A 20,696-nucleotide genomic window follows, 5' to 3' on the forward strand; every position below is an offset into this window, starting at 1 on the left:
TCAGTGCCCTCTGCCGCGTGACCGGGCGACGCCGGCGGGGATCGTTGCCATCGTCAGTACCCCGCCTGCTGGCGCTGGCGCCGCAGATGCGGCGGCATGGTCTCGTAGACGTCTTCGAACATGTCGCGCACCGAGGGCTTGGGGCCGGTGTGCAGCGTGCCGTGGGTTTCCGCCTCGCGCTGCGCTGCCAGTACCTCGGCGTCGATCTCGGCCTCGGCCTGGACATGGCGCTCCTCGCTCCAGGCGCCGGCGAGGATGAGGTGGTTCTTGAGCCGCTTGACCGGGTCGCCGAGCGGCCAGGCGTCGGATTCCTCCTTCGGGCGGTAGGCGGAGGGGTCGTCCGAGGTCGAATGCGCCGCGGCGCGGTAGGTGACCCACTCGATCAGCGTCGGGCCGAGATTGCGGCGGGCCCGCTCCACCGCCCATTGCGCCGCGGCGTGGACGGCGAGGTAGTCGTTGCCGTCGACCCGCAGCGAGGGAATGCCGAAGCCGAGCCCGCGCGCCGCGAAGGTGCCGGATCCGCCGCGCGCGATGCCCTGGAAGGTGGAGATCGCCCACTGGTTGTTGACGATGTTGAGGACCACGGGCGCCTTGTAGGTCGAGGCGAAGACCAGGGCGGAGTGGAAGTCGCTCTCGGCCGTCGAGCCGTCGCCGATCCAGGCGGCGGCGATCTTCGTGTCGCCCTTGATCGCCGAGGCCATGGCCCAGCCGACGGCCTGCACGAACTGCGTCGCCAGATTGCCCGATATCGAGAAGAAGCCGTGTTCCTTCGAGGAGTACATGATCGGCAGCTGCCGGCCCTTCAGCGGGTCGCGGCGGTTGGAATAGATCTGGCACATCATGTCGACCAGCGGGTAGTCGTCGGCGATCAGCAGCCCCTGCTGGCGGTAGGTCGGGAAGTTCATGTCGCCCGGCGCCAGCACCTTGCGGAAGGCGCAGGCGATCGCCTCCTCGCCGAGGCACTGCATGTAGAACGAGGTCTTGCCCTGGCGCTGGGCCATCAGCATGCGCCGGTCGAAGGCGCGCACCCGCATCATCGTCTTCAGGCCGGCTAGGACCGCCTCGTCGTCGAGCGTGCCGGCCCATTCGCCCACCGCCTCGCCGGCGCGGTTGAGGACGCGAATGATCGAATAGGCGAGGTCGCGGATCTCGGCGGGGTCGACGTCGACCGGCGGGCGCCGCACTGACCCGGCCTTCGGGATGTTGACGCCCGAAAAATCCGGCCGACCGCCGGGCCGGACCTCCGGCTCGGGTACGTGCAGGCTGAGGGGATGGGTGTCTGCCATGTCCGTCCTCCCGCGCCGGCGGGACGGCGCAGGAGAGCATCTAATCCCGACGCGGCGGGAGGGAAGCCTTGCTATTCCGGCCGGATCAGCACGACGACGCCGAACACGAAGAGCCCGACCAGGGCGATCTTCCAGAAGTCGCCGCGCCGGCGCAGCCCCGGCAGCCCGAGCGGGCGGACGAGATGGACCGCCATCAGGATGATGAAGAGGACCGAGAAGAGCTTGTTCATCGCCAAGGGGCGTAGACGATCGACGGGGCTTGCGCCAGCGCCGCCGGCCGGCCGGCCGCGTCAGATCGAGTGCAGCGCCCCCGATGCCACCACCGGGCCGGTGGGCAGGCCGGTGGGCGAGCCGCCCTCCGGCTCCATCGAGACCGCCAGCGCGGCGTCGGGCATGGCGAGCCCGTTGCCGTCGAGGGCGACGTGCAGCGGCCGCGCCATGTCGATCAGGCCGAGTGATTTCGGCGCGGCGCCGCCCGGCGGCACCAGCCAGAGTTCCGGCACCCGGCCGGGCTCCTCGGCATGGACGATCGGGATCAGCGTCGCCATCGAGGTCGCCGTGTCGATGACGACGGTGACCAGCGGCGTGCCGTCCTCGGAGGACAGGGTCGCGGTCATCATGCCGTCGGCGGGCGGGGCGAGGTCGCGGCCGGCAACCAGGACCAGGGCGGCGAGGCTGGCGACGGCGAGCCCCATGCCGGCAAGGCCCAGCCACTGCCAGATCGCGGCGACGCGGCGGCCCTTCGGACGCTCCGCGACAGCAGGCTCCGCCGGGCGGCGGGTCATCCGTCCGAGGTCCGCCTCGATGCGCGGCCACAGGTCCTGCGGCGGCACGACCGGCTCGACGGCCTCGGCCATCGGCCCCAGCAGCGCGGTCCATTCGGCGAGCACGGCCGCGAAGGCGGGATCGCGCAGGGCACGGCGCTCGACCGAGCGGCGCTCGCCGCCACTCAGCATGCCGAGCACGTACTCGGCAGCCAGATGCGCATCCTCCCGTCCGTGATCGACCGCGTCGCTCATGACGACAGGCACTCCTTCAATCGCAACAATCCGCGCCGGATCAGGCTCTTCATCGTGCCGAGCGGCATGCCCGCCCGCGCCGCCAGCTCGTCATAGGTATGGCCGCCGAAGAAGGCCGTGACGATCGCGCCGCGCGTGCGCCCGTCGAGCCCGTCGAGGCATTCGGCCAGCCGGCGGGCCTCGTCCGAACGGTGCAGCAGGGACAGCGCGTCGGGAGACGCGTCGGCGATGTCCACAGCCTCGTCCACCGGCCGGTCCTGGAGGCGCGGGCCGATCTGGCGGCGGCGGTCGATGGCGCGGTTGCGCGCGATCGTCGCCAGCCAGGTAATCGGGCTCGCCCGCTCCGGGTCGAAACTGTCGGCGCGGTTCCACACCGTCAGGTAGACGTCCTGCAGCACATCCTCCGCCTCTTCGCGGCTGTCCAAGATACGCAGGCAGACGCCGAATAGCTTCGCCGCCGTGCGGTCGTAGACGGACCGCAGCGCCTCGCGGTCGCCGTCGGCGACGGCGCGCAGCCGCTCGACGAGGAAGGCGCGCCCCTCGTCGGGGGTCATCGAGGACATGCAGCCCGCATCGGGGTGGTTTCGCCGTTCATCGGGGCAGCCGAACAGGCTCGCGGGCGGAAAGTCAACGCCCCGGCCGTCCGCGCGCGTCGCCCGACCGGCACGCCGAGCCTTTGCTCATCAGTACGGCGCCTCGCTGGTGCCCATCTCGACATAGACCGACTTGACCTGGCTGTAATGCGCCAGCGCCTCGCGGCCGTTCTCGCGGCCGATGCCGGAGCGCTTGACGCCGCCGAAGGGCATCTCGACCGGGGTGAGGTTGTAGGCGTTGATCCAGCAGGTGCCGGCCTGCAGCTTTGCCACCACGCGGTGGCCGCGCTGGAGGTCGCGCGTGTAGACGCCGGCGGCGAGGCCGAACTCGCTGGCATTGGCCCGGGCGATCGCCTCGGCCTCGTCGTCGAAATCGAGGACGCACATCACCGGGCCGAAGATCTCCTCGCCGGCGATGCGCATCCCGTCGGTGACGTCGGTGAACACCGTCGGCTCGACGAACCAGCCCTCGGCGAAGCCCTCGACCGTGGCGGCGCCGCCGCCGCAGGCGGCCGTCGCGCCCTCGCCGCGGCCGATGTCGAGATAGGACAGCACCTTGTCGTACTGCGCCTTCGAGACCAGCGGGCCGAGATCGGTGGTCAGCTTCATCGGGTCGCCCAGGGCGATGGCGCGGGTGCGCTCCACCAGCCTCTCCACGAAGGCGGCGCGCACCGAGCGCTCGACGAAGACCCGCGTGCCGTTCGAGCAGATCTGGCCGGTGGAGTAGAAATTGCCGAGGATCGCGCCGGAGACGGCCGCGTCGAGATCGGCGTCGGCGAAGACGAGGATCGGCGACTTGCCGCCGAGTTCCAGCGTCACGTGCTTGGTGGTGGCGGAGGCGGCCTGCATGACTCGGGCGCCGGTCGGCACCGAGCCGGTGACCGAGACCTTGGCGATCCGCGGATGGGAGGCGAGCGCCGCGCCGACCGGCCCCAGGCCCTGGACGACGTTGAAGACGCCGGCGGGAAGCCCGGCCTCCGAGAGGATCTCGGCGAGCTTCAGCGCGGTGAGCGGCGTCGTCTCCGACGGCTTGAAGATCATCGCATTGCCGCAGGCGAGCGCCGGGGCGGCCTTCCAGGAGGCGATCTGGATCGGATAGTTCCAGGCGCCGATGCCGGCGCAGACCCCCAGCGGCTCGTGCCGCGTATAGGCGAAGGAGCCGCCGAGATCGATGTAGTCGCCGCGCAGGTCGGCGGCGAGCGCGCCGAAATATTCCAGCGCGTCGGCGCCCGAAGCGGCATCGGCCACCAGCGTCTCGGCGAGTGCCTTGCCGGTGTCGAGCGTCTCGAGCTCGGCCAGCGCCTGGTTGCGGTCGCGCATGATGGCGGCGGCGCGGCGCAGGATGCGGCCGCGCTCGGCGCCGGTCATCGCCGCCCACACCGCCTGGCCGCGCTCGGCGGCCGCCACCGCCTGCTCGATCAGCGCCGGCGTCGCCGCGTGCAGCCGGGCGATGGTCTCGCCGGTCGCCGGATAGACGCTGTCGAAGCGCTCGCCGGATCCGTCCTCGACATAGAGGCCGTCGACATAGTGGGAGGCCGGGGGCTGGGCGCGCATGGGAGATCCTTCGGCAAGCATCGTGTTGCCCGGCTTTCTACGCGTCACAGGCCGGTTCGGCTACACGCCGCTCGCCGGGGAGAGCGCCGCGAACCGGGCGATATGGCGGATATTGACGCGGCGGCGAGGAACCCCCATTTCGGCGAAGGGCCGAGGGACCCTGCCGCTCGCGGGCGAAAGCCATGGTGAACTCCCTTCCCCGTCATCCGTGATGTCCCATCGAGAGGCATGCGGCCGGCCGGCAAGCGCGAGCCCCCGTAGCATCGACGCCGCATGCGACGACCTCGAAAGGTTCAGCAGATGACCGGCATGACTTCGACCATTCCCGCCTTCAAGGCGCAGGCGCGGCGCCTGCGTACCGGCCTTGCCGATGGCGGCCACACGCTCAGCCATGGCGCCGCCCTCGAACTGGTGGCGCGCCAGCACGGCTATCGCGACTGGAACACGCTCAGCGCGCTGGCCGGGCGCGGCCCGACCGTCGCCGACCTGACGATCGGCGCCCCCGTCGCCGGCCGCTACCTCGGCCATGACTTCACCGGCCGGCTGATCGGCCTGCAGGTGCTGCCGAAAGGCGGGCGCTACCGGGCGACGATCCAGTTCGACGAGCCCGTCGACGTGGTGGCCTTCGAGAGCTTTTCGGCGTTCCGGCGCCGCGTGACGGTGGTCGTCGACGCCTCCGGCGCGACCACGGAGAAGACCTCGAACGGCCAGCCGCATTTGGCCCTGACGCTGTAGATCGCGTCGCCGACGGGGCCGGGAGCCATGCTTCCGGTCCCGCTGCGGGTCCCGGCCGGACGGCCGGGGAACCCGTTGCGGCAGCGATGCGTACCCGAGGCGAAGCCACAGCAACGATCCGAGGATGACATGACAGCCGACCCGAGCGACACCGGCGAGCGCATCACCATCGAGCCTTACGACGGTCCGGTGGTGGTGAACTTCCACGACGCGATCATCGCCGCCACCGACCACGCCCTGATCCTCAGGGAACGCGGCTACGACCCGGTCTTCTACATTCCGAAGGACCGGGTGGAGATGGCCTTGCTGCAGGAGACCGACCGGCACACGACCTGCCCCTACAAGGGCGAGGCCCGGTACTGGTCGATCACCGCCGAAGGCCAGGCCGCCGCCAACGCCGTGTGGGCCTACGACACCCCGAAGGACGGCGTCGCGGCGATTGCCGGCCATGTCGCCTTCGACCGGCGGTTCGTCACCATCGACGCCGGCTGACCGGCCCGGCGGCTGCCGGTTAGCGGTCGCTGTGGCCGAGATCGCGCCCCGGATCGAGCCGGTCGCGCACCCGCTGCTTGAGGATCTTCGCCTCGGGAAAGCCGCCGTCGGCCTTGCGCTCCCAGATCGTCTCGCCGTCATAGTGGATCTCGAACACGCCGCCGGTGCCCGGCACCAGCGCGACCTCGCCGAGATCGGGGCCGAAGGTCGAGAGCAGTTCCTGCGCCATCCAGGCGGCGCGCAGCAGCCACTGGCACTGGGTGCAGTAGGTGATGGCGATCCGCGGCCGCGGGGGCATCTGCGTCATTTCTGTACTCCTCGTGCTTCCTGCGCTAGGACCCCGACGATCCGGGCACGCGCTTCAGCGTCCCGCTTCGCACCATCGGCCGTCATGCAGCGATCCCTCCGCCCCCATCCCGGCACGCACCGACGCCGACTGCGCACGCGCGTCGCGCGCGCCCGCGTCCACCTGCGCCGGCTCTACCACGGGCATCGGCCGAACGCGCTGCGATTCCAGGTGGCGGTGCTGATCGTCGACCTGGTGATCATCGCGTTCTTCATCGCCAGTCCGGTGCTGCGCGAGATGCCGACGTTCCTGGTCATCGACTACTCGGTGGCGGCGATCCTCGGACTCGACATCGCCGCCCGCTGCTTCGCCGCCCGCGAGCCGCTGCGCTGGCTCCGGCAGCCCTTCGTGCTGCTCGACCTGGTGATCCTGGCGACGCTGCTGTTTCCGAACGAGCTGGTCAATTTCGGCTTCCTGCGGATCGTCCGCCTGTGGTCGATCTCGCAGAGCGGCGCCCTCTGGCGGCCGCTGCGCCGGTGGGGCCATCCGGAATGGGAGACGCCGGGGCGGGCCATCGTCAATCTGATGACCTTCCTGTTCCTCGCCACCGGCTTCATCTACACGACCTTCTTCCGCTACGGCTCGGGCCTGGAAGGCTATATCGACGCCTTCTACTTCACCGTCGCCTCGGTGACGACGACCGGCTACGGCGACATCACCCTGCCGGGGACCTGGGGCAAGCTGACCTCGATCGTCATCATGATCATCGGCATCTCGCTGTTCGTGCGCCTCGCCCAGGCAGTGTTCCGGCCGTACAAGGTGATGTTCCCCTGCCCCGATTGCGGCCTGCAGCGCCACGACGTCGACGCCGTCCACTGCAAGGCCTGCGGGCACATGCTGAAGATCCGCGACGACGGCGTCCACTGACGCAGCGTCTTGCATTCTGCAAAAATCCTTGTAGGGTTGCAGGATGATCGAAGACAACGCCGTCGTCACCCTGGCCGCGCTCGCCCACGCCGACCGCCTCGACGCCTTCCGGATGCTGGTCAAGGCCGGGCCGAACGGCGTGCCGTCCGGCGAGATCGCCACGCGGCTCGCCATCGCGCCGACCCGCATGAGCTTCCACCTCAGCACGCTCGAACGCTCCGGCCTCGTGCGGTCGTGGCGCGAGGGACGCCGTATCCGCTACGCCGCGCATTTCGAGGCGATGCGCGGGCTGCTGGCGTTCCTCGCCGAGGATTGCTGCGAGGGCCACCCGGAAATCTGCGGCATCGCGGCCGATCCGTGCGGCTGCGAGGACGGCGGGTCCGGCGAAAGATCACTTGACGTCCAGGCGGCGGAGGAGACCCGATGACGACCCAGGCCGGCCCGCTCAACGTGTTGTTCCTGTGCACCCGGAACTCGGCGCGTTCGATCATCGCCGAGAGCATCATGAACCGCGACCACGCCGCCCGCTTCCGCGCCTTTTCCGCCGGCAGCGATCCGTCCGGCGAGGTCAATCCGATGACCCTCGACCTTCTGTCCCGCCTCGGCTTTGCAACCACGGGCCTGCGCTCGAAGCCGTGGGAGGAATTCGCCGAGGGCCGCGACGGCGCGCCGAAGCTCGACTTCGTCTTCACCGTCTGCGACGACGCGGCGGGCGAAGTCTGTCCGGTCTGGCCGGGCCAGCCGATGACCGCGCATTGGGGCGTGCCGGATCCGGCGCGGGTGGAGGGGACGCCGGGCGAAAGGGCGCTTGCCTTCGCCGACACGTTCCGCATGCTCAGCAACCGCATCTCGATCTTCGCGAGCCTGCCGCTGGCCAGTCTCGACCGGATCAGCCTGAAGCGCCGGCTGGACGCGATCGGGAGCAGCAACGAAGCCGCGAGCGGCCAGGAAACCGCCGCGTGATGAAAGGCCGAGCATGACCGTCACGATCTACCACAACCCGCAATGCGGCACCTCGCGCAACACGCTGGCGATGATCCGCCAGTCCGGCGAGGAGCCGGAGGTGATCGAGTATCTCAAGGACCCGCCGAGCCGCGAGACGCTGATCGAGCTGCTCGACATCCTGGGGATGAAGCCGCGCGACCTGCTGCGCCGGAAGGGCACGCCCTATGCCGAGCTCGGCCTGGACGATCCCAAGCTCAGCGACGAGGAACTGCTGCAGGCGATGATGGAGCATCCGATCCTGATCGAGCGGCCGATCGTCGTGACGGAGAAGGGCGCGCGGCTCTGCCGCCCGTCCGAGAAGGTGCTCGACATCCTGCCGCATCCCGCCATCGGGCGCTTCGTCAAGGAAGACGGCGAGATCGTCACGAGGGAGGCGTGACCGGCACCCCGCCGGACAGCGGCGCCACCGCTTTCGACCTGCCGAACATCGACATCGCGCAGCTGCGGCGCATCGATAAGGCGGCGCTGGCCGGGCCGGACGCGCCGGCGCATCCGCCGCGGGTGCTGGTGCTCTACGGCTCGATCCGCGAGCGCTCCTATTCGCGCCTCGTCGCGGAGGAGGCCGGCCGGCTGCTGCGCTGGTTCGGCTGCGAGGTCAGGACCTTCGATCCGCGCGACCTGCCGCTGCCGGACGGGGCCGAGCCCGACCATCCGCGCGTCAAGATGCTGCGCGACCTCGCCATGTGGTCGGAGGCCATGGTCTGGGTGAGTCCGGAGCGCCACGGCGCGATGACGGCGATCATGAAGGCACAGATCGACTGGCTGCCGCTGTCGCTCGGCGGCGTCCGCCCGACCCAGGGCAAGACGCTCGCCGTCATGCAGGTCAGCGGCGGCTCGCAGAGCTTCAACGCGGTCAACCAGATGCGCATCCTGGGGCGCTGGATGCGGATGGTCACCATCCCCAACCAGTCCTCGGTGGCGAAAGCCTTCAACGAGTTCGACGAGGCCGGGCGGATGCGGCCCTCGCCCTACTACAACCGCATCGTCGACGTCTGCGAGGAGCTGGTGAAGTTCACCCACCTGACCCGCGGGCGTTCGGCCTATCTCACCGACCGCTATTCCGAGCGCGTCGAAACCGCCGAAGCCGTCTCCCTTCGCGTCAACCAGCGCGCCATCTAGGCCGGATCCCCACCCATGCTTGCCTTCGCGATCTTCATCGCCACGCTCGTCCTCGTCATCTGGCAGCCCAAGGGGCTCGGAATCGGCTGGAGCGCGCTCGCCGGCGCCGCCGTCGCGCTGGCGCTCGGGGTGGTGGATCTGGGCGACCTCGAGATCGTCTGGCACATCGTCTGGGACGCGACCTTCACCTTCGTCGCGCTGATCATCATCTCGCTGATCCTCGACGAGGCCGGCTTCTTCCACTGGGCGGCGCTGCACGTCGCCCGCTGGGGCGGCGGACGGGGCCGGCTTCTGTTCCCGCTGGTCATCGTGCTGGGCGCGGCGATCGCCGCGGTGTTCGCCAATGACGGCGCGGCGCTGCTGCTCACGCCGATCGTGCTCGCCATCCTGCTGCGGCTCGACTTCCGGCCGGAGGCGGCCTTCGCCTTCATCATCGGCACCGGCTTCGTCGCCGACACGACCAGCCTGCCGCTGGTCATCTCCAACCTCGTGAACATCGTCTCGGCGAATTATTTCGGCATCGGCTTCGACCGCTACGCCGCGGTGATGGTGCCGGTGAACTTCGTCGCGCTGGCCGCGACGCTGCTGGTGCTGTGGGCCTATTACGGCCGCGACGTGCCGGAAACCTACAGGGTCGACGATCTCGAACCGCCGCGGGGTGCGATCCGCGACCATCACGTCTTCCGCGCCGCCTTCCCGCTGCTCGGGGTCCTGCTCGCCGCCTATTTCGTCACCGCCCGCTTCGAGGTGCCGATCGCGCTGGTCACCGGCGCCGCCGCGCTGATCCTCGTCGCCATCGCCGGGCGGTGGTTCTCGCGCGAGCAGCCGGTGGTCTCGGTCCCGGGCGTCATGCGCCACGCGCCCTGGCAGATCGTGCTGTTCTCGATCGGCATGTATCTGGTGGTCTACGGGCTGGGGAATGCCGGGCTCACCGACCTCGCCGCCGGGCTGCTGGTCTGGCTCGCCGGCCAGGGCACCTTCGTCGCCACGGTCGGTACCGGCTTTGCCGCCGCCATCCTCGCCTCGGTGATGAACAACATGCCGTCGACGCTGGTCGGCGCGCTCGCCATCGACCGGGCCGACGTCGCACCGCTGACGCAGGAGCTGATGGTCTACGCCAACGTCATCGGCAACGATCTCGGGCCGAAATTCACCCCGATCGGCAGCCTGGCGACGCTGCTCTGGCTGCACGTCCTCGCCGGCAAGGGCGTGCGTATCGGCTGGGGCCAGTACATGAAGGTCGGCCTGCTGATCACGCCGCCGGTGCTCTTGGCGACGCTGGTCGGCCTGTGGCTGTGGCTCCCGGTGATCAGCGGCTGACGGCGGTCAGACCGCCGGCCACTGGTGGTGGAAGACGCCGTCCCTGTCGAGGCGGTGGAAGGTGTGCGCCCCGAACAGGTCGCGCTGCGCCTGGGTGAGGTTGGTGGTGCCGCGCGGGCGGCGGTAGTCGTCGAGATAGGCGAGCGCCGCCGACAGCGCCGGCACCGGGATTCCAGCGAGGCTGGCCTTGGCGACGACGCGGCGCAGGGCTTCCTGGCCGGCCGAGACGCGGGCGACGAAGTCCTTCGCCTGCAGGAGGTTCGGCACCGTCTCGCCGCTGTCGTAGGCGCGGGCGATGTCGTCGAGGAAGCGCGAGCGGATGATGCAGCCGGCGCGCCAGATCCGTGCGATCTCGGCCAGCGGCAGGTTCCAGGAGAACTCCTCCGACGCTGCCGCCATGGTGGCGTAGCCCTGCGCATAGGCGATGATCTTGGCTGTCTCCAGCGCCTGCTCCAGCTCGCCGAGGCTCGCCGCATCGCCGGTAAAACCGCCGGCTTCGGTCGGGATGCCGGCATAGAGCGCGCCGGCGGCGGCGCGTTCCTCGCGGCGCGCCGAGACGCCGCGGGCCGACACCGCGGCCTCGATGGTGGTGGCGCCGACGCCGAGCTTCTGCGCCTCGATGACCGCCCAGCGGCCGGTGCCCTTCTGGCCCGCCTCGTCGACGATCACGTCGACCATCGGCTGGCCGGTCTCCGGATCGGTCTCGGCCAGCGTCACGGCGGTGATCTCGATCAGATAGGAGGAGAGGCCGCGGGTGTTCCAGTCGGAAAAGATCGCGGCCATCGCCTTCGGCGCGAGCCCGATGCCGTCGCGCATGATGCCGTAGATCTCGGCGATCATCTGCATGTCGGCATATTCGATGCCGTTGTGGATGGTCTTGACGAAGTGGCCGGCGCCGTCCGGCCCGAGCCAGGCGACGCAGGGCTCGCCCTCGTATTGCGCGGCGATGCGCGTAAGGATCGGCGACAGCAGGCCGTAGGTCGCCTCGGCGCCGCCAACCATGATCGAAGGGCCGTGCCGGGCGCCGAGTTCGCCGCCCGAGACGCCCATGCCGACGAACTGCAGCCCGGTGCCCTCGACCGCCTGGGAGCGGCGGATCGTATCGTTGAAATCGGCATTGCCGGCGTCGATCATCACGTCGCCCGGCGACAGCAGTGGCGCGATCGCTTCCATCTCGTCGTCGACGACCTTGCCGGCCGGCACCATGAACAGCACCAGCCGCGGCGTCTTCAGCGACGCGACGAAGTCCTCCAGCGAGGCGGCCGGCACGACATTGTCGCCGATGCCGGGATTGTCGTCGCGCAGGGCGAAGGACTTGGCGCTGGTGCGGTTGTGGACCGCGACCGTGAAGCCCTTCTCGGCGATGTTCAGCGCCAGGTTGGAGCCCATGGTGCCGAGGCCGACGACCCCGATATCGGCGGTTTGCTCACTCATCCGTCACTCTCCTGTCCGGCCGCCAGAGCGGCCGACGAAAACACTCCGCGCCGTCAGCTCTTCAGCCGCCACCCGGTGCGGAAGATCCAGCCGATCACCACGAGGCTGGCGACCATGAAGACCAGCGTCATGCCGAGGCTGATGCCGATCGATACGTCCGAGGTGCCGAAGAAGGCCCAGCGGAAACCGCTGATCAGGTAGACGACCGGGTTGAGCAGGCTGACGTCCTGCCAGAACTCCGGGAGCATCCGGATCGAGTAGAAGCTGCCGCCGAGAAAGGCGAGCGGCGTGACGATCAGCAGCGGCACGACCTGCAGCTTCTCGAAACCGTCCGCCCAGATCCCGATGATGAAGCCGAACAGCGCGAAGGTGATCGCCGTCAGCAGCAGGAAGACGATCATCCAGACCGGATGCTCGATCCGCAGGTCGACGAACAGCGTCGCGGTGGCGAGGATGATCAGCCCGAGCATCACCGACTTGGTCGCCGCCGCCCCAACATAGCCGAGGACGATCTCCATCCCGGAGATCGGCGCCGACAGGATCTCGTAGATCGTGCCGGTGAATTTCGGGAAGTAGATGCCGAAGGAGGCGTTGGTCAGGCTCTGGGTCAGCAGCGACAGCATGATCAGGCCCGGCACGATGAAGGCGCCGTAGGAGACGCCGTCGATCTCGGTGATGCGCGAGCCGATGGCCGCGCCGAAGACGACGAAATACAGCGAGGTCGAGATAACCGGGGAGATGACGCTCTGCATGATGGTGCGGAAGGTCCGCGCCATCTCGAAGCGGAAGATCGCGACGACGGCCTGGTAGTTCATGGCTTTTCCTCCACCAGGCCGACGAAGATCTCCTCGAGCGTCGACTGCTTGGTCGACAGGTCGCGGAACCTTATGCCGGCTTCCGCCAGCAGCCGCATCAGCGTAGCGATGCCGGTGCGGTCGGCCTGCGTGTCGTAGCTGTAGGTGAGCGTCGTGCCGTCGGCCGACAGCGCCAGATCGTAGCCGGCGAGGCTTTCAGGCAGGCCGGAAACGGCGTCCTGCAGATGCAGCGTCAGTTCCTTGTGGCCGAGCTTGCGCATCAGCTCGTTCTTCTCCTCGACGACGATCAGCGCGCCCTGGGAGATCACCCCCACCCGGTCGGCCATCATCTCGGCCTCCTCGATGTAGTGGGTGGTGAGGATGACGGTCACGCCGCCTTTGCGCAGGCGCTGGACGACAGCCCACATCTCGCGGCGCAGCGCCACGTCGACGCCGGCGGTCGGCTCGTCGAGGAACAGCACTTCCGGCTCGTGCGACAACGCCTTGGCGATCATCACGCGGCGCTTCATGCCGCCCGACAGGGTGCGGATCTTGGCGTCCTTCTTGTCCCACAGCGACAGGTCGCGGAGCACCTTCTCGATATGGGCGGGATTTTTCGATCTGCCGAACAGGCCGCGGGAGAACGACACCGTGTCCCAGACGGACTCGAACGCATCGGTGGTCAGTTCCTGCGGGACGAGGCCGATCATCGAACGCACCGTTCGATAGCCCTTGTCGATGTCGTGGCCGGCGACCGTCACCGTGCCGGTCGAGCGGTTGACGATGCCGCAGATGATGGAGATCAGCGTCGTCTTGCCGGCGCCGTTCGGCCCGAGCAGCGCGAAGATCTCGCCCGGCGCGATGTCCAGGTCGATCGATTTCAGCGCCTGGAACCCACCCTTGTAGGTTTTCGAGACGTTGCGGACGGAGAGGATCGGCGGGGGGGATTGGGTCGCGGACATGGTGCCATGGGTTTGAGCAGGCGCTGGCGGAGCCTGGCCGGATCCAGCCTGGTGGCTTGCCGATCCGGCAGATAGGCAGTTCGGCGGCGAGGAAAAGGCCGGCCGCCGCGCGTTCGCGTCCGCGCATGATCGCGCGGGATGCTTCGGGGCCTTTCGGCCCCGACCGTCAGATGGTCAGAACGGGTAGTTCCTGCCGCGGAAGCGGCCGGAGTCGATCTCGCGCTGACGGCGCTCCAGATCGGCGAGCGAAACGGACTGGTCGAGATACTCGCGGACGACGTCGCGCCGTCCGGTACCGCGGAGCAGGCCGCGCAGGGTGTTGGTGATGTTCATGGCGTGTCTCCTTTCGTCCATGAAGGTAAGCGGCGTTGTGCAATGCAACAACGCGCCGGAATGCAACGCTGCCATGTGGTTACCGGGTAGCCGCGCTGCTGGCGGCGCGCGGATCAGCCGGTCCTTGGCGCCGGGGCGCGTTGCCTCCGCCGCCGCGCCCGACTAGATGTCGGGCGACGTGATCGACGCCCAGCCGACGAGGCAGACATGGCCGGCCCCCTCTCCCGCGACGCCTCCCCGGCGCAGCGCCCCCCGGCGGTGGTCCCCGGCACGGCGGCGGCGCAATGAGCCTTTCCGGCAAGCACATCCTGCTGATCATCGGCGGCGGAATCGCCGCCTACAAGTCGCTGGACCTGATCCGGCGGCTGCGCGAGCGCGGGGCGGTGGTCCGGCCGGTGATGACGACGGCGGCGCGCGAGTTCGTGACGCCGCTGGCGGTGGGCGCGCTCGCCGCCTCCAAGGTGTTCGGCGAACTCTTCGACCGCGAGGACGAACATGATGTCGGCCATATAAGGCTGGCCCGCGAGGCCGACCTCGTGCTCGTCGCGCCCGCCACCGCCAATCTGATGGCGCGGGCGGCGAACGGGCTGGCCGACGACCTCGCGACGGCGGTCCTGCTGGCGGCCAAGGCGCCGATCCTGATGGCGCCGGCGATGAACCCGGCCATGTGGGCGCACCCGGCGACGCGGCGCAACCTGGCGCAGCTGACCGCCGACGGCGTGCGCTTCGTCGGGCCGAATGCCGGCGAGATGGCCGAGGCTGGCGAGGCGGGGACCGGGCGGATGGCCGAGCCGACCGAGATCGCCGATGCCGCGGCGGCGCTGCTGGGCAGCCGGCCGCGGACGCTTGCCGGCAAACGCATCGTCGTGACTTCCGGGCCGACGCACGAGCCGATCGACCCGGTGCGCTACATCGCCAACCGGTCCTCCGGCCGCCAGGGCCACGCGATCGCCGCCGCGCTGGCGGCGCTCGGCGCCGAGGTGACGCTGGTCAGCGGGCCGGTGGGCATCGCCGATCCGGCCGGCGTGACCGTGCGGCGCGTCGAGACGGCGCGCGAGATGCTGGAGGCGGTGCGCGGGGCGCTGCCCGCGGACGCCGCGATCTTCGTCGCCGCCGTCGCCGACTGGCGGGTCGAGGAGGCCGCGACGCGCAAGCTGAAGAAGGCGGCGGATGCGGCGCCGGCGCTCGCCCTCACCGAGAACCCCGACATCCTCGCGACGATCGGCCATGGCCCGGAGCGGCCGCGCCTGGTCGTCGGCTTTGCCGCCGAGACCGACGACCTGCTCGCCAACGCGAGGCGCAAGCTGGATCGCAAGGGCGCCGACGCCATCGTCGCCAACGACGTCTCCGGCGAGCACGGGGTGATGGGCGGCGCCGACAATACCGTCCACATCGTCACGCGCGACGGCGTCGAGGCCTGGCCGACGCTCGACAAGCGCGAAGTGGCGCGGCGGCTGGCCGACTGGATCGCCGCGCGCCTCGGGGCCGAGGCGCGGCCATGAGCGACTTGCACGAGGCGCCGACGATCGGCGTCAGCCGCCTGCCGCATGGCGCCGGGGCCCCGCTGCCGGCCTTCGCGACGGCGGGCGCGGCCGGCGCCGACATACGGGCGGCGCTGGCCGAGCCGCTGACGCTGATGCCGGGTGGCCGCGCGATGGTGCCGACCGGCCTCGCCTTCGAGATCCCCGCCGGCTTCGAGGTGCAGGTGCGGCCCCGCTCCGGGCTTGCCGCCTCGCACGGCGTCACGGTGCTCAACGCGCCCGGCACGATCGACAGCGACTATCGCGGCGAGGTGAAGGTGATCCTGGTCAATCTCGGCGATGCGCCGTTCCGGGTCGTCGACGGCGACCGGATCGCGCAGCTGGTGGTGGCGCCGGTCGTCGCCGCGCGCTTCGAGGCCCGCGAGACGCTGGACGAGACGGACCGCGGCACTGGCGGCTTCGGCTCGACCGGGCGCGGCTGACGCGACCGGGACCCGTTACAGCCGTCGCCCGAAAGAGGACGGTTTTCCGCCGCCGCGGCCGGTTTTGGACACGCCGACCTCACAAACCGCCCACTTCCGTCCTACGTTGATCCGCAGACAGGGGTCGCGGCCGGTGGCGCGCGACGAGGGAAGGAGGCGAACATGGACAGACCCGAGACCGAAGCCACGGCGCGCACGCACGGCCGCGGACGCATCTACGATTCCATCGTCGACACGATCGGCGACACGCCCATCGTCCGGCTGGGCAAGCTCGCCGCCGAGAAGGGCGTCAAGGCGAACCTGCTCGCCAAGCTGGAATTCTTCAACCCGATCGCCAGCGTCAAGGACCGCATCGGCGTCGCGATGATCGAGAAGCTCGAGGCGGACGGCAAGATCACGCCCGGCAAGACGACGCTGGTCGAGCCGACCTCCGGCAACACCGGCATCGCGCTGGCCTTCGCGGCGGCGGCCAAGGGCTACAATCTCATCCTCACCATGCCCGAGACGATGTCGGTCGAGCGGCGCAAGATGCTGCGCCTGCTCGGCGCCGAGCTGGTGCTGACCGAGGGCGCCAAGGGCATGAAGGGCGCCATCGCCAAGGCCGAGGAACTGGTCGCCGGCATCCCCAACGCGGTGATGCCGCAGCAGTTCGAGAACCCCGCCAACCCGCAGATCCACCGCGTCACCACGGCGGAGGAGATCTGGAACGACACCAAGGGCGAGATCGACGTGCTGGTCTCCGGCATCGGCACCGGCGGCACGATCACCGGCGCTGGCCAGGTTCTGAAGGCCCGCAAGCCGGGTATCTGGATCGTCGCCGTCGAGCCCGAGGCCTCGCACGTCCTGTCGGGCGGCACGCCCGGCCCGCACAAGATCCAGGGCATCGGCGCGGGCTTCGCCCCGGCGATCCTCGACCGGGAGGTCTATGACGAGGTCGTGCAGGTGACCAACGAGGAATCCTTCGAGCTCGCCCGGCTCGTTGCCCGGCTCGAGGGCGTGCCGGTCGGCATCTCCTCCGGCGCGGCGCTGTCGGCGGCGATCAAGATCGGCCAGCGACCCGAGATGGAGGGCAAGAACATCGTGGTGATCATCCCCTCCTTCGCCGAACGCTACCTGTCGACCGCGCTGTTCGACGGGCTGGGCGACGAGGAAGAGGCCGAACCGCGGAAGGGCGCGCCGTCGATCTGACGGCGATCGCCGGCGGGTTCGGGCGCCAGCGCCCGGCCTGCCGGCGCTCCAGCGCCATGGACCTGTTCGCGGCACTCGAACGGCTGATGCGCATGGACGATCAGGTCTGGCGGCGCCATGCCAGCCCGTGGAGCGTCTGGACGCGCGTTGCCGCCGTGCCGCTGCTGGTCCTGGCGATCTGGAGCCGGATGTGGATCGGCTGGTGGGCGGCGCCCGCCGTCGCGGCGATCGTCGTGTTCCTGTTTGCCAACCCGCGCCTGTTCCCGCCGCCCCGGCAGCCCGACAACTGGGCGTCCAAGGCGACCTTCGGCGAGCGGGCGTATCTCGCCCGGCGCAGCGTGCCGATCCCCGCGCATCATCGACGGGCGGCCGTCGTGCTCACGACGGTGTCTTTCATCGGCGCAGCCGTGCTGGTCTACGGGCTGGTCAGGCTGGAGATCACGGCAACGCTGGTTGGCCTCTGCCTAATGGCAGGGGCCAAGCTCTGGTTCGTCGACAGGATGGTCTGGCTGTTCGAGGACATGTGCCGGACGGAGCCCTGCTATCGAGACTGGCTGGTGCCGGAACCGACCTCGCAAGAACCCTGCCGCACACGATAGCGACCGGACGAACGCCGCCAGGCGACGGAATGAGGACCGCCTGCAGCCCCATGCCAAGACATGGAATCACGCCGTCGCTTCCCGTCGGCATCAGCCCAAACGGAACCGCCGCGCGGCGACGGGGTCGCGCGCACGGTTCCGGAGCGATCAAAGAGCCCTGACATCACAGGACCACGGCGACGAAAGACCTCGTTCGGAGCCGGCCGGGAGGCAATGCCTCGCCGCCGGTCGCCCGATCAGCCCGTCATTCAGCCGTAGGCGGGACGCGGCGCGGGAGCACCACCCGGACGCGCGGCGCCGGGAGCACCAGGTGCGCCGGGACGCAGCTTGCGCTTCGGGCCGGGCAGCAGGCCTTCGCGCTGCGCCTGCTTGCGGGCGAGCTTGCGGGTGCGGCGGATCGCTTCCTGCTTCTCGCGGGCGCGGCGTTCCGAGGGCTTCTCGTAGGCGCGGCGCGCCTTCATCTCGCGGAACACGCCTTCGCGCTGCAGCTTCTTCTTCAGGGCCCGGAGGGCCTGATCGACATTGTTGTCTCTGACGTCGACTTTCAAAACAGCTCCTTCGTTCAAAAAACGGCAAATGCCCGCGAACGCGGGTCATTGCCTTGCACTCTGGGTCCTATGACCCTTGTTGGATCAGGCGACCGGCTTCTTGGCGCGCGCAGCGGGTTTAGCCGCTTTCGGCGCTGCCTTGGCCTTGGTCGCCGTCTTCGCCTTCGCCGCCGGCTTCTTCACCTTGACGGGTGCCGGCGGCTCGGCGGCGTCCCGCTCCAGCCGAAGCTGCTTGAGACGGGCCGTCTTCTCGCCGCGAGCCTGCGTTTCCGCAGCGATTATCCCGACCGCCGAACCTTTTACGGGACGGTCCGGAGGACCGGAAAGGACGGCTTCGGCGCGTTCCCGCGCCCTTCGAGAGTTGTCCATCGCATGGACCTTCTTGTTCGTCTTGTGTCGAAGCGATGCAGGCATCGACAGGAAGGCAACGGCTGAGGCGGCCGACGGATCCCGTCAGCCGCCTCGCCGGATATCAAAGGCGCTGGACGTTGATCGCCTTCGGGCCCTTGCCGCGCGTGTCCGGCTCGGTGTCGAAGCTGATCTTGTCACCCTCGTTGAGCGAGGAGATGCCTGCGCGCTCGAGAGCGGAAACGTGAAGGAACACGTCCTTCGCGCCGCCATCGGGCGTCACGAATCCGAAACCCTTCGCCTCGTTGAAGAATTTGACGGTACCAGTCTGGCTCATGGAATGACCTTCTGTCGCTTGCCGGCCGCTTCCGGACACGGCTGAAGCCGTCGCACTGCGAACGCCTTCCAGGTTGCTTGTAGACGCGGCAAGCCGCGGCCGAAGTTCGGAAGTTCACAAGGATTCGGCGCAAGGGTCGGTTCCCTGGGCCCGTCGGAGATCATCCGGGGGCGACCCCTTGCGTGGTCGGAACGTCTGCCAAACTCCGGGTCTGCAAAATACCCGAAGCTCCATTATGAGCCGCGGCAACGCCAGACGCAAGGGCAACCCTCCGCCTCGGCCCTCTCTGCCGCGATGTCAGCCCGGCCCGCGTCCGCGAGGACGCGAGCCAAATGACCCGGTCAGCGCCGGGAAACCCGCATCGGCATGCCGCCCAGCGGCTGGATGGTGATGCGCTGGACCACTTCCGGCGCCGCCGTGCCGGCATAGTCGAAGCGCAGGCCGCGCAGCAGGCTGGCCAGCGCGATGACGCCTTCGTTGAGCGCGAAGCCGGCGCCGATGCAGACCCGTGGGCCGATGCCGAAGGGCAGATACTGGAAGCGGTCGATGGATTCGCGGTTGCCGGGCAGGAAGCGGCTCGGGATGAAGTGATCCGGCCGGTCCCACAGCATCTCGTGGCGGTGGATGAGCCAGGGCATCACCAGCACCGTCGAGCCGGCCGGAATGTCGACGCCGCCGGTGCTGTCGGCCGCAAGCGCCGTGCGGTTGAGCGAGGGCGCCGGCGGGTAGAGGCGCAGCGCCTCCTCGAAGGCGGCGCGCGTATGGACGAGCTTGTCGGCCCAGTCGTTCGGATCGGCGAGCGTCGGCAGCAGCGTGTCCAACTCGGCCTCGACCAGCGCCCGCTCCTCCGGCGCCTGGCTGAGCAGGTAGAGCGTCCAGGTGAGCGAGCGGGCGGTGGTCTCGTGGCCGGCGCCGATAAAGGTGATGATGTTGTCCTCGATCTCGGCCGAGGAGAGCCCGTCGGCCTTGACCAGCAGCGACAGCAGGTCGTTGGGCGCGCCGTCCGGGTCGCGCTCGATCTGGGCGCGCCGGCGCGCCACCGTGTCGGCGATGAGGGCCCGGAAATAGAGCATCGACTTGCGCCCCTTCAGCCGCCGCAGGCGGGGCAGGAAGGCGGGGGCGCCGAGCAGGTCGAGCGGGTCGATCCGGCCCATCGAGCCGAGGAACTGCTGCGTCGAGCGGGCGAAGGCCTCCGGCTCGCTGGCGATGTCGTCGGAGAACAGCGTCGCCTGCAGGATATCGAAGGTGAGCAGCGTCATCTCGTGCGCGGCGTCGGTGACGCGGCCTTCCAGCCGTCCCAGCCGCTCGGCGGCGCGGCGGGAGCGCAGCTCCATGGCGCCGGTGAAGCCGGCGATGTGGCGCGGCGTGAAGACCGGGGCGATGGCCTTGCGGGTGCGCCGCCACAGCGGGCCCTCGGCGGTCAGCAGCCCGTCGCGCAGGAGCGGACGCAGGAGGCGCTGGCGCAGCGGCTGCATGACGTAGTTGCGGGCATTGTCGACCATGCAGTGGCGCACGCCCGCCGGGTCGTTGATGACGATGTTGGGGACGCCCAGCCAGCTGCCGCGGATATACGGCTCCTTGAACGCACGGGTGCCCCAGATCTCGATCGGGTTGCGCGTCGCGGTCCGCAGGAAGCCGGCAAAGCCGAGCGGCGTGGCATGCGGCACCGGAGCGGGCGCGCGGAACGGCCGGGCGGGAGAGGCGATGGGATGGTCCATGGGCGCGGGAATCCTTGCGTTCCGACGCATATGGGCGCGGCGGGCGCCGGCGTCGAGAAGCGACCGCCGCCAGGGCCGGCCCGAGCGCGCCCTTCGCCTTTCAAAAGCCCCTGCGACACTCTATATACGGCGCACG

General features: G+C 69.7%; 26 protein-coding genes. 12 read left to right on the forward strand and 14 right to left on the reverse strand.

The genetic code is table 11. The annotated features are described in order from the left end of the window. Positions 1-53: 53 nt before the first annotated feature. The 5 genes from LXB15_RS17970 to betB all read right to left on the reverse strand — a co-directional run bounded on the left by LXB15_RS17970 (position 54) and on the right by betB (position 4,452). Positions 54-1,286, reverse strand: coding sequence for a 3-methyl-2-oxobutanoate dehydrogenase (2-methylpropanoyl-transferring) subunit alpha (locus LXB15_RS17970; RefSeq protein WP_233949741.1), 1,233 nt, complete (start codon positions 1,284-1,286; stop codon positions 54-56). A 71-nt stretch (positions 1,287-1,357) separates the two neighbouring features. Next, positions 1,358-1,516: a hypothetical protein gene (locus tag LXB15_RS17975; protein WP_233949742.1), complete on the reverse strand. Its 159-nt coding sequence runs from the start codon at positions 1,514-1,516 to the stop codon at positions 1,358-1,360. 60 nt (positions 1,517-1,576) lie between these two features. After that, complete coding sequence (locus LXB15_RS17980) at positions 1,577-2,305, reverse strand: anti-sigma factor domain-containing protein (protein WP_233949743.1); 729 nt, start codon at positions 2,303-2,305, stop codon at positions 1,577-1,579. After that, positions 2,302-2,868, reverse strand: coding sequence for a sigma-70 family RNA polymerase sigma factor (locus LXB15_RS17985; RefSeq protein ID WP_233949744.1), 567 nt, complete (start codon positions 2,866-2,868; stop codon positions 2,302-2,304). The genes LXB15_RS17980 and LXB15_RS17985 overlap by 4 nt, the downstream gene beginning before the upstream one ends. A 120-nt stretch (positions 2,869-2,988) precedes the next feature. Then, on the reverse strand, positions 2,989-4,452 hold the full coding sequence (gene betB / locus LXB15_RS17990; RefSeq protein ID WP_233949745.1) for a betaine-aldehyde dehydrogenase: 1,464 nt from the start codon (positions 4,450-4,452) through the stop codon (positions 2,989-2,991). A 309-nt stretch (positions 4,453-4,761) separates the two neighbouring features. Between betB and LXB15_RS17995 the strand changes: the two genes are divergently transcribed. Together LXB15_RS17995 and LXB15_RS18000 are read left to right on the forward strand one after the other, a co-directional pair. After that, the gene (locus tag LXB15_RS17995) at positions 4,762-5,187 is read left to right on the forward strand and encodes a glyoxalase superfamily protein (RefSeq protein ID WP_233953234.1); all 426 of its coding nucleotides are present in this window, start codon (positions 4,762-4,764) and stop codon (positions 5,185-5,187) included. A gap of 129 nt (positions 5,188-5,316) precedes the next feature. Next, a complete protein-coding gene (locus LXB15_RS18000; protein ID WP_233949746.1) occupies positions 5,317-5,679 on the forward strand; it encodes a DUF427 domain-containing protein in 363 nt (120 codons plus the stop codon). Positions 5,680-5,698: 19 nt separating this feature from the next. Here LXB15_RS18000 and LXB15_RS18005 read toward each other — a convergent pair whose 3' ends face one another. Continuing rightward, positions 5,699-5,977, reverse strand: a complete 279-nt coding sequence (locus tag LXB15_RS18005; RefSeq protein WP_233953235.1) for a SelT/SelW/SelH family protein — start codon at positions 5,975-5,977, stop codon at positions 5,699-5,701. 93 nt (positions 5,978-6,070) lie between these two features. Here LXB15_RS18005 and LXB15_RS18010 point away from each other — a divergent pair, with 93 nt between their 5' ends. Genes LXB15_RS18010 through LXB15_RS18035 form a run of 6 tightly spaced genes read left to right on the forward strand, consistent with a single transcriptional unit; the run spans position 6,071 to position 10,336 of the window. After that, positions 6,071-6,892, forward strand: coding sequence for a potassium channel family protein (locus LXB15_RS18010; RefSeq protein ID WP_233949747.1), 822 nt, complete (start codon positions 6,071-6,073; stop codon positions 6,890-6,892). A 43-nt stretch (positions 6,893-6,935) separates the two neighbouring features. Beyond that, positions 6,936-7,319 (forward strand): helix-turn-helix transcriptional regulator, encoded by a 384-nt coding sequence (locus tag LXB15_RS18015; RefSeq protein ID WP_233949748.1) that lies wholly within the window; start codon positions 6,936-6,938, stop codon positions 7,317-7,319. Then, entirely contained in the window at positions 7,316-7,855 is a 540-nt protein-coding gene (locus LXB15_RS18020; protein ID WP_233949749.1) for an arsenate reductase ArsC, read from the forward strand. The genes LXB15_RS18015 and LXB15_RS18020 overlap by 4 nt, the downstream gene beginning before the upstream one ends. A 13-nt stretch (positions 7,856-7,868) precedes the next feature. After that, on the forward strand, positions 7,869-8,276 hold the full coding sequence (arsC, locus tag LXB15_RS18025; RefSeq protein ID WP_233949750.1) for an arsenate reductase (glutaredoxin): 408 nt from the start codon (positions 7,869-7,871) through the stop codon (positions 8,274-8,276). Further along, complete coding sequence (arsH, locus tag LXB15_RS18030) at positions 8,273-9,016, forward strand: arsenical resistance protein ArsH (RefSeq protein ID WP_304502381.1); 744 nt, start codon at positions 8,273-8,275, stop codon at positions 9,014-9,016. The genes arsC and arsH overlap by 4 nt, the downstream gene beginning before the upstream one ends. A 15-nt stretch (positions 9,017-9,031) precedes the next feature. Continuing rightward, complete coding sequence (locus LXB15_RS18035; RefSeq protein WP_233949751.1) at positions 9,032-10,336, forward strand: arsenic transporter; 1,305 nt, start codon at positions 9,032-9,034, stop codon at positions 10,334-10,336. Between the two features lie 6 nt (positions 10,337-10,342). Here the strand turns inward: LXB15_RS18035 and gndA are convergent, their stop codons facing one another. The 4 genes from gndA to LXB15_RS18055 form a co-directional block, all read right to left on the reverse strand. Further along, entirely contained in the window at positions 10,343-11,770 is a 1,428-nt protein-coding gene (gndA, locus tag LXB15_RS18040; protein ID WP_233949752.1) for an NADP-dependent phosphogluconate dehydrogenase, read from the reverse strand. 53 nt (positions 11,771-11,823) lie between these two features. Then, complete coding sequence (locus LXB15_RS18045) at positions 11,824-12,585, reverse strand: ABC transporter permease (protein ID WP_233949753.1); 762 nt, start codon at positions 12,583-12,585, stop codon at positions 11,824-11,826. Then, positions 12,582-13,526, reverse strand: a complete 945-nt coding sequence (locus LXB15_RS18050; protein WP_233949754.1) for an ABC transporter ATP-binding protein — start codon at positions 13,524-13,526, stop codon at positions 12,582-12,584. The genes LXB15_RS18045 and LXB15_RS18050 overlap by 4 nt, the downstream gene beginning before the upstream one ends. Positions 13,527-13,700: 174 nt before the next feature. Continuing rightward, the gene (locus tag LXB15_RS18055; RefSeq protein WP_233949755.1) at positions 13,701-13,859 is read right to left on the reverse strand and encodes a DUF3563 family protein; all 159 of its coding nucleotides are present in this window, start codon (positions 13,857-13,859) and stop codon (positions 13,701-13,703) included. Positions 13,860-14,143: 284 nt separating this feature from the next. On the opposite strand from LXB15_RS18055, the gene coaBC reads away from it, so the two are divergent. From coaBC to LXB15_RS18075, 4 genes are all read left to right on the forward strand, one after another. Continuing rightward, positions 14,144-15,361, forward strand: a complete 1,218-nt coding sequence (coaBC, locus tag LXB15_RS18060; protein ID WP_233949756.1) for a bifunctional phosphopantothenoylcysteine decarboxylase/phosphopantothenate--cysteine ligase CoaBC — start codon at positions 14,144-14,146, stop codon at positions 15,359-15,361. Continuing rightward, the gene (dut, locus tag LXB15_RS18065; protein ID WP_233949757.1) at positions 15,358-15,822 is read left to right on the forward strand and encodes a dUTP diphosphatase; all 465 of its coding nucleotides are present in this window, start codon (positions 15,358-15,360) and stop codon (positions 15,820-15,822) included. The genes coaBC and dut overlap by 4 nt, the downstream gene beginning before the upstream one ends. Positions 15,823-15,984: 162 nt before the next feature. Further along, on the forward strand, positions 15,985-17,010 hold the full coding sequence (gene cysK, locus LXB15_RS18070) for a cysteine synthase A (RefSeq protein ID WP_233949758.1): 1,026 nt from the start codon (positions 15,985-15,987) through the stop codon (positions 17,008-17,010). Positions 17,011-17,066: 56 nt separating this feature from the next. After that, a complete protein-coding gene (locus tag LXB15_RS18075) occupies positions 17,067-17,609 on the forward strand; it encodes a DUF6653 family protein (RefSeq protein ID WP_233949759.1) in 543 nt (180 codons plus the stop codon). A gap of 248 nt (positions 17,610-17,857) precedes the next feature. On the opposite strand, the gene rpsU is transcribed toward LXB15_RS18075, so the two are convergent. The 4 genes from rpsU to LXB15_RS18095 all read right to left on the reverse strand — a co-directional run bounded on the left by rpsU (position 17,858) and on the right by LXB15_RS18095 (position 20,560). Beyond that, the gene (rpsU, locus tag LXB15_RS18080) at positions 17,858-18,157 is read right to left on the reverse strand and encodes a 30S ribosomal protein S21 (protein WP_233949760.1); all 300 of its coding nucleotides are present in this window, start codon (positions 18,155-18,157) and stop codon (positions 17,858-17,860) included. Between the two features lie 84 nt (positions 18,158-18,241). Further along, positions 18,242-18,526: a hypothetical protein gene (locus LXB15_RS18085; RefSeq protein WP_233949761.1), complete on the reverse strand. Its 285-nt coding sequence runs from the start codon at positions 18,524-18,526 to the stop codon at positions 18,242-18,244. Between the two features lie 103 nt (positions 18,527-18,629). Further along, a complete protein-coding gene (locus LXB15_RS18090; protein WP_183210958.1) occupies positions 18,630-18,842 on the reverse strand; it encodes a cold-shock protein in 213 nt (70 codons plus the stop codon). Positions 18,843-19,183: 341 nt separating this feature from the next. Continuing rightward, positions 19,184-20,560 carry a cytochrome P450 gene (locus LXB15_RS18095; protein WP_233949762.1) on the reverse strand — a complete coding sequence of 459 codons (1,377 nt, stop codon included), beginning with the start codon at positions 20,558-20,560 and terminating at the stop codon, positions 19,184-19,186. Positions 20,561-20,696: the final 136 nt, after the last annotated feature.

This window comes from Aurantimonas sp. HBX-1 (assembly GCF_021391535.1).
In the GTDB taxonomy this organism is placed as follows: Bacteria; Pseudomonadota; Alphaproteobacteria; order Rhizobiales; family Rhizobiaceae; genus Aurantimonas.

Coding starts and splice junctions, on each gene's coding strand:
- LXB15_RS18010 (WP_233949747.1), top strand. CDS start 6,071: ATGCAGCGATCCCTCCGCCCCCATCCCGGCACGCACCGACGCCGACTG.
- arsC (WP_233949750.1), top strand. CDS start 7,869: ATGACCGTCACGATCTACCACAACCCGCAATGCGGCACCTCGCGCAAC.
- LXB15_RS18045 (WP_233949753.1), bottom strand. CDS start 12,585: ATGAACTACCAGGCCGTCGTCGCGATCTTCCGCTTCGAGATGGCGCGG.
- LXB15_RS18075 (WP_233949759.1), top strand. CDS start 17,067: ATGGACCTGTTCGCGGCACTCGAACGGCTGATGCGCATGGACGATCAG.
- LXB15_RS17985 (WP_233949744.1), bottom strand. CDS start 2,868: ATGTCCTCGATGACCCCCGACGAGGGGCGCGCCTTCCTCGTCGAGCGG.
- LXB15_RS17975 (WP_233949742.1), bottom strand. CDS start 1,516: ATGAACAAGCTCTTCTCGGTCCTCTTCATCATCCTGATGGCGGTCCAT.
- LXB15_RS18020 (WP_233949749.1), top strand. CDS start 7,316: ATGACGACCCAGGCCGGCCCGCTCAACGTGTTGTTCCTGTGCACCCGG.
- cysK (WP_233949758.1), top strand. CDS start 15,985: ATGGACAGACCCGAGACCGAAGCCACGGCGCGCACGCACGGCCGCGGA.
- LXB15_RS18055 (WP_233949755.1), bottom strand. CDS start 13,859: ATGAACATCACCAACACCCTGCGCGGCCTGCTCCGCGGTACCGGACGG.
- LXB15_RS18005 (WP_233953235.1), bottom strand. CDS start 5,977: ATGCCCCCGCGGCCGCGGATCGCCATCACCTACTGCACCCAGTGCCAG.
- betB (WP_233949745.1), bottom strand. CDS start 4,452: ATGCGCGCCCAGCCCCCGGCCTCCCACTATGTCGACGGCCTCTATGTC.
- gndA (WP_233949752.1), bottom strand. CDS start 11,770: ATGAGTGAGCAAACCGCCGATATCGGGGTCGTCGGCCTCGGCACCATG.
- coaBC (WP_233949756.1), top strand. CDS start 14,144: ATGAGCCTTTCCGGCAAGCACATCCTGCTGATCATCGGCGGCGGAATC.
- LXB15_RS17970 (WP_233949741.1), bottom strand. CDS start 1,286: ATGGCAGACACCCATCCCCTCAGCCTGCACGTACCCGAGCCGGAGGTC.
- LXB15_RS18085 (WP_233949761.1), bottom strand. CDS start 18,526: ATGGACAACTCTCGAAGGGCGCGGGAACGCGCCGAAGCCGTCCTTTCC.
- LXB15_RS18015 (WP_233949748.1), top strand. CDS start 6,936: ATGATCGAAGACAACGCCGTCGTCACCCTGGCCGCGCTCGCCCACGCC.
- LXB15_RS17995 (WP_233953234.1), top strand. CDS start 4,762: ATGACTTCGACCATTCCCGCCTTCAAGGCGCAGGCGCGGCGCCTGCGT.
- LXB15_RS18095 (WP_233949762.1), bottom strand. CDS start 20,560: ATGGACCATCCCATCGCCTCTCCCGCCCGGCCGTTCCGCGCGCCCGCT.
- LXB15_RS18050 (WP_233949754.1), bottom strand. CDS start 13,526: ATGTCCGCGACCCAATCCCCCCCGCCGATCCTCTCCGTCCGCAACGTC.
- dut (WP_233949757.1), top strand. CDS start 15,358: ATGAGCGACTTGCACGAGGCGCCGACGATCGGCGTCAGCCGCCTGCCG.
- LXB15_RS17980 (WP_233949743.1), bottom strand. CDS start 2,305: ATGAGCGACGCGGTCGATCACGGACGGGAGGATGCGCATCTGGCTGCC.
- LXB15_RS18090 (WP_183210958.1), bottom strand. CDS start 18,842: ATGAGCCAGACTGGTACCGTCAAATTCTTCAACGAGGCGAAGGGTTTC.
- LXB15_RS18000 (WP_233949746.1), top strand. CDS start 5,317: ATGACAGCCGACCCGAGCGACACCGGCGAGCGCATCACCATCGAGCCT.
- LXB15_RS18035 (WP_233949751.1), top strand. CDS start 9,032: ATGCTTGCCTTCGCGATCTTCATCGCCACGCTCGTCCTCGTCATCTGG.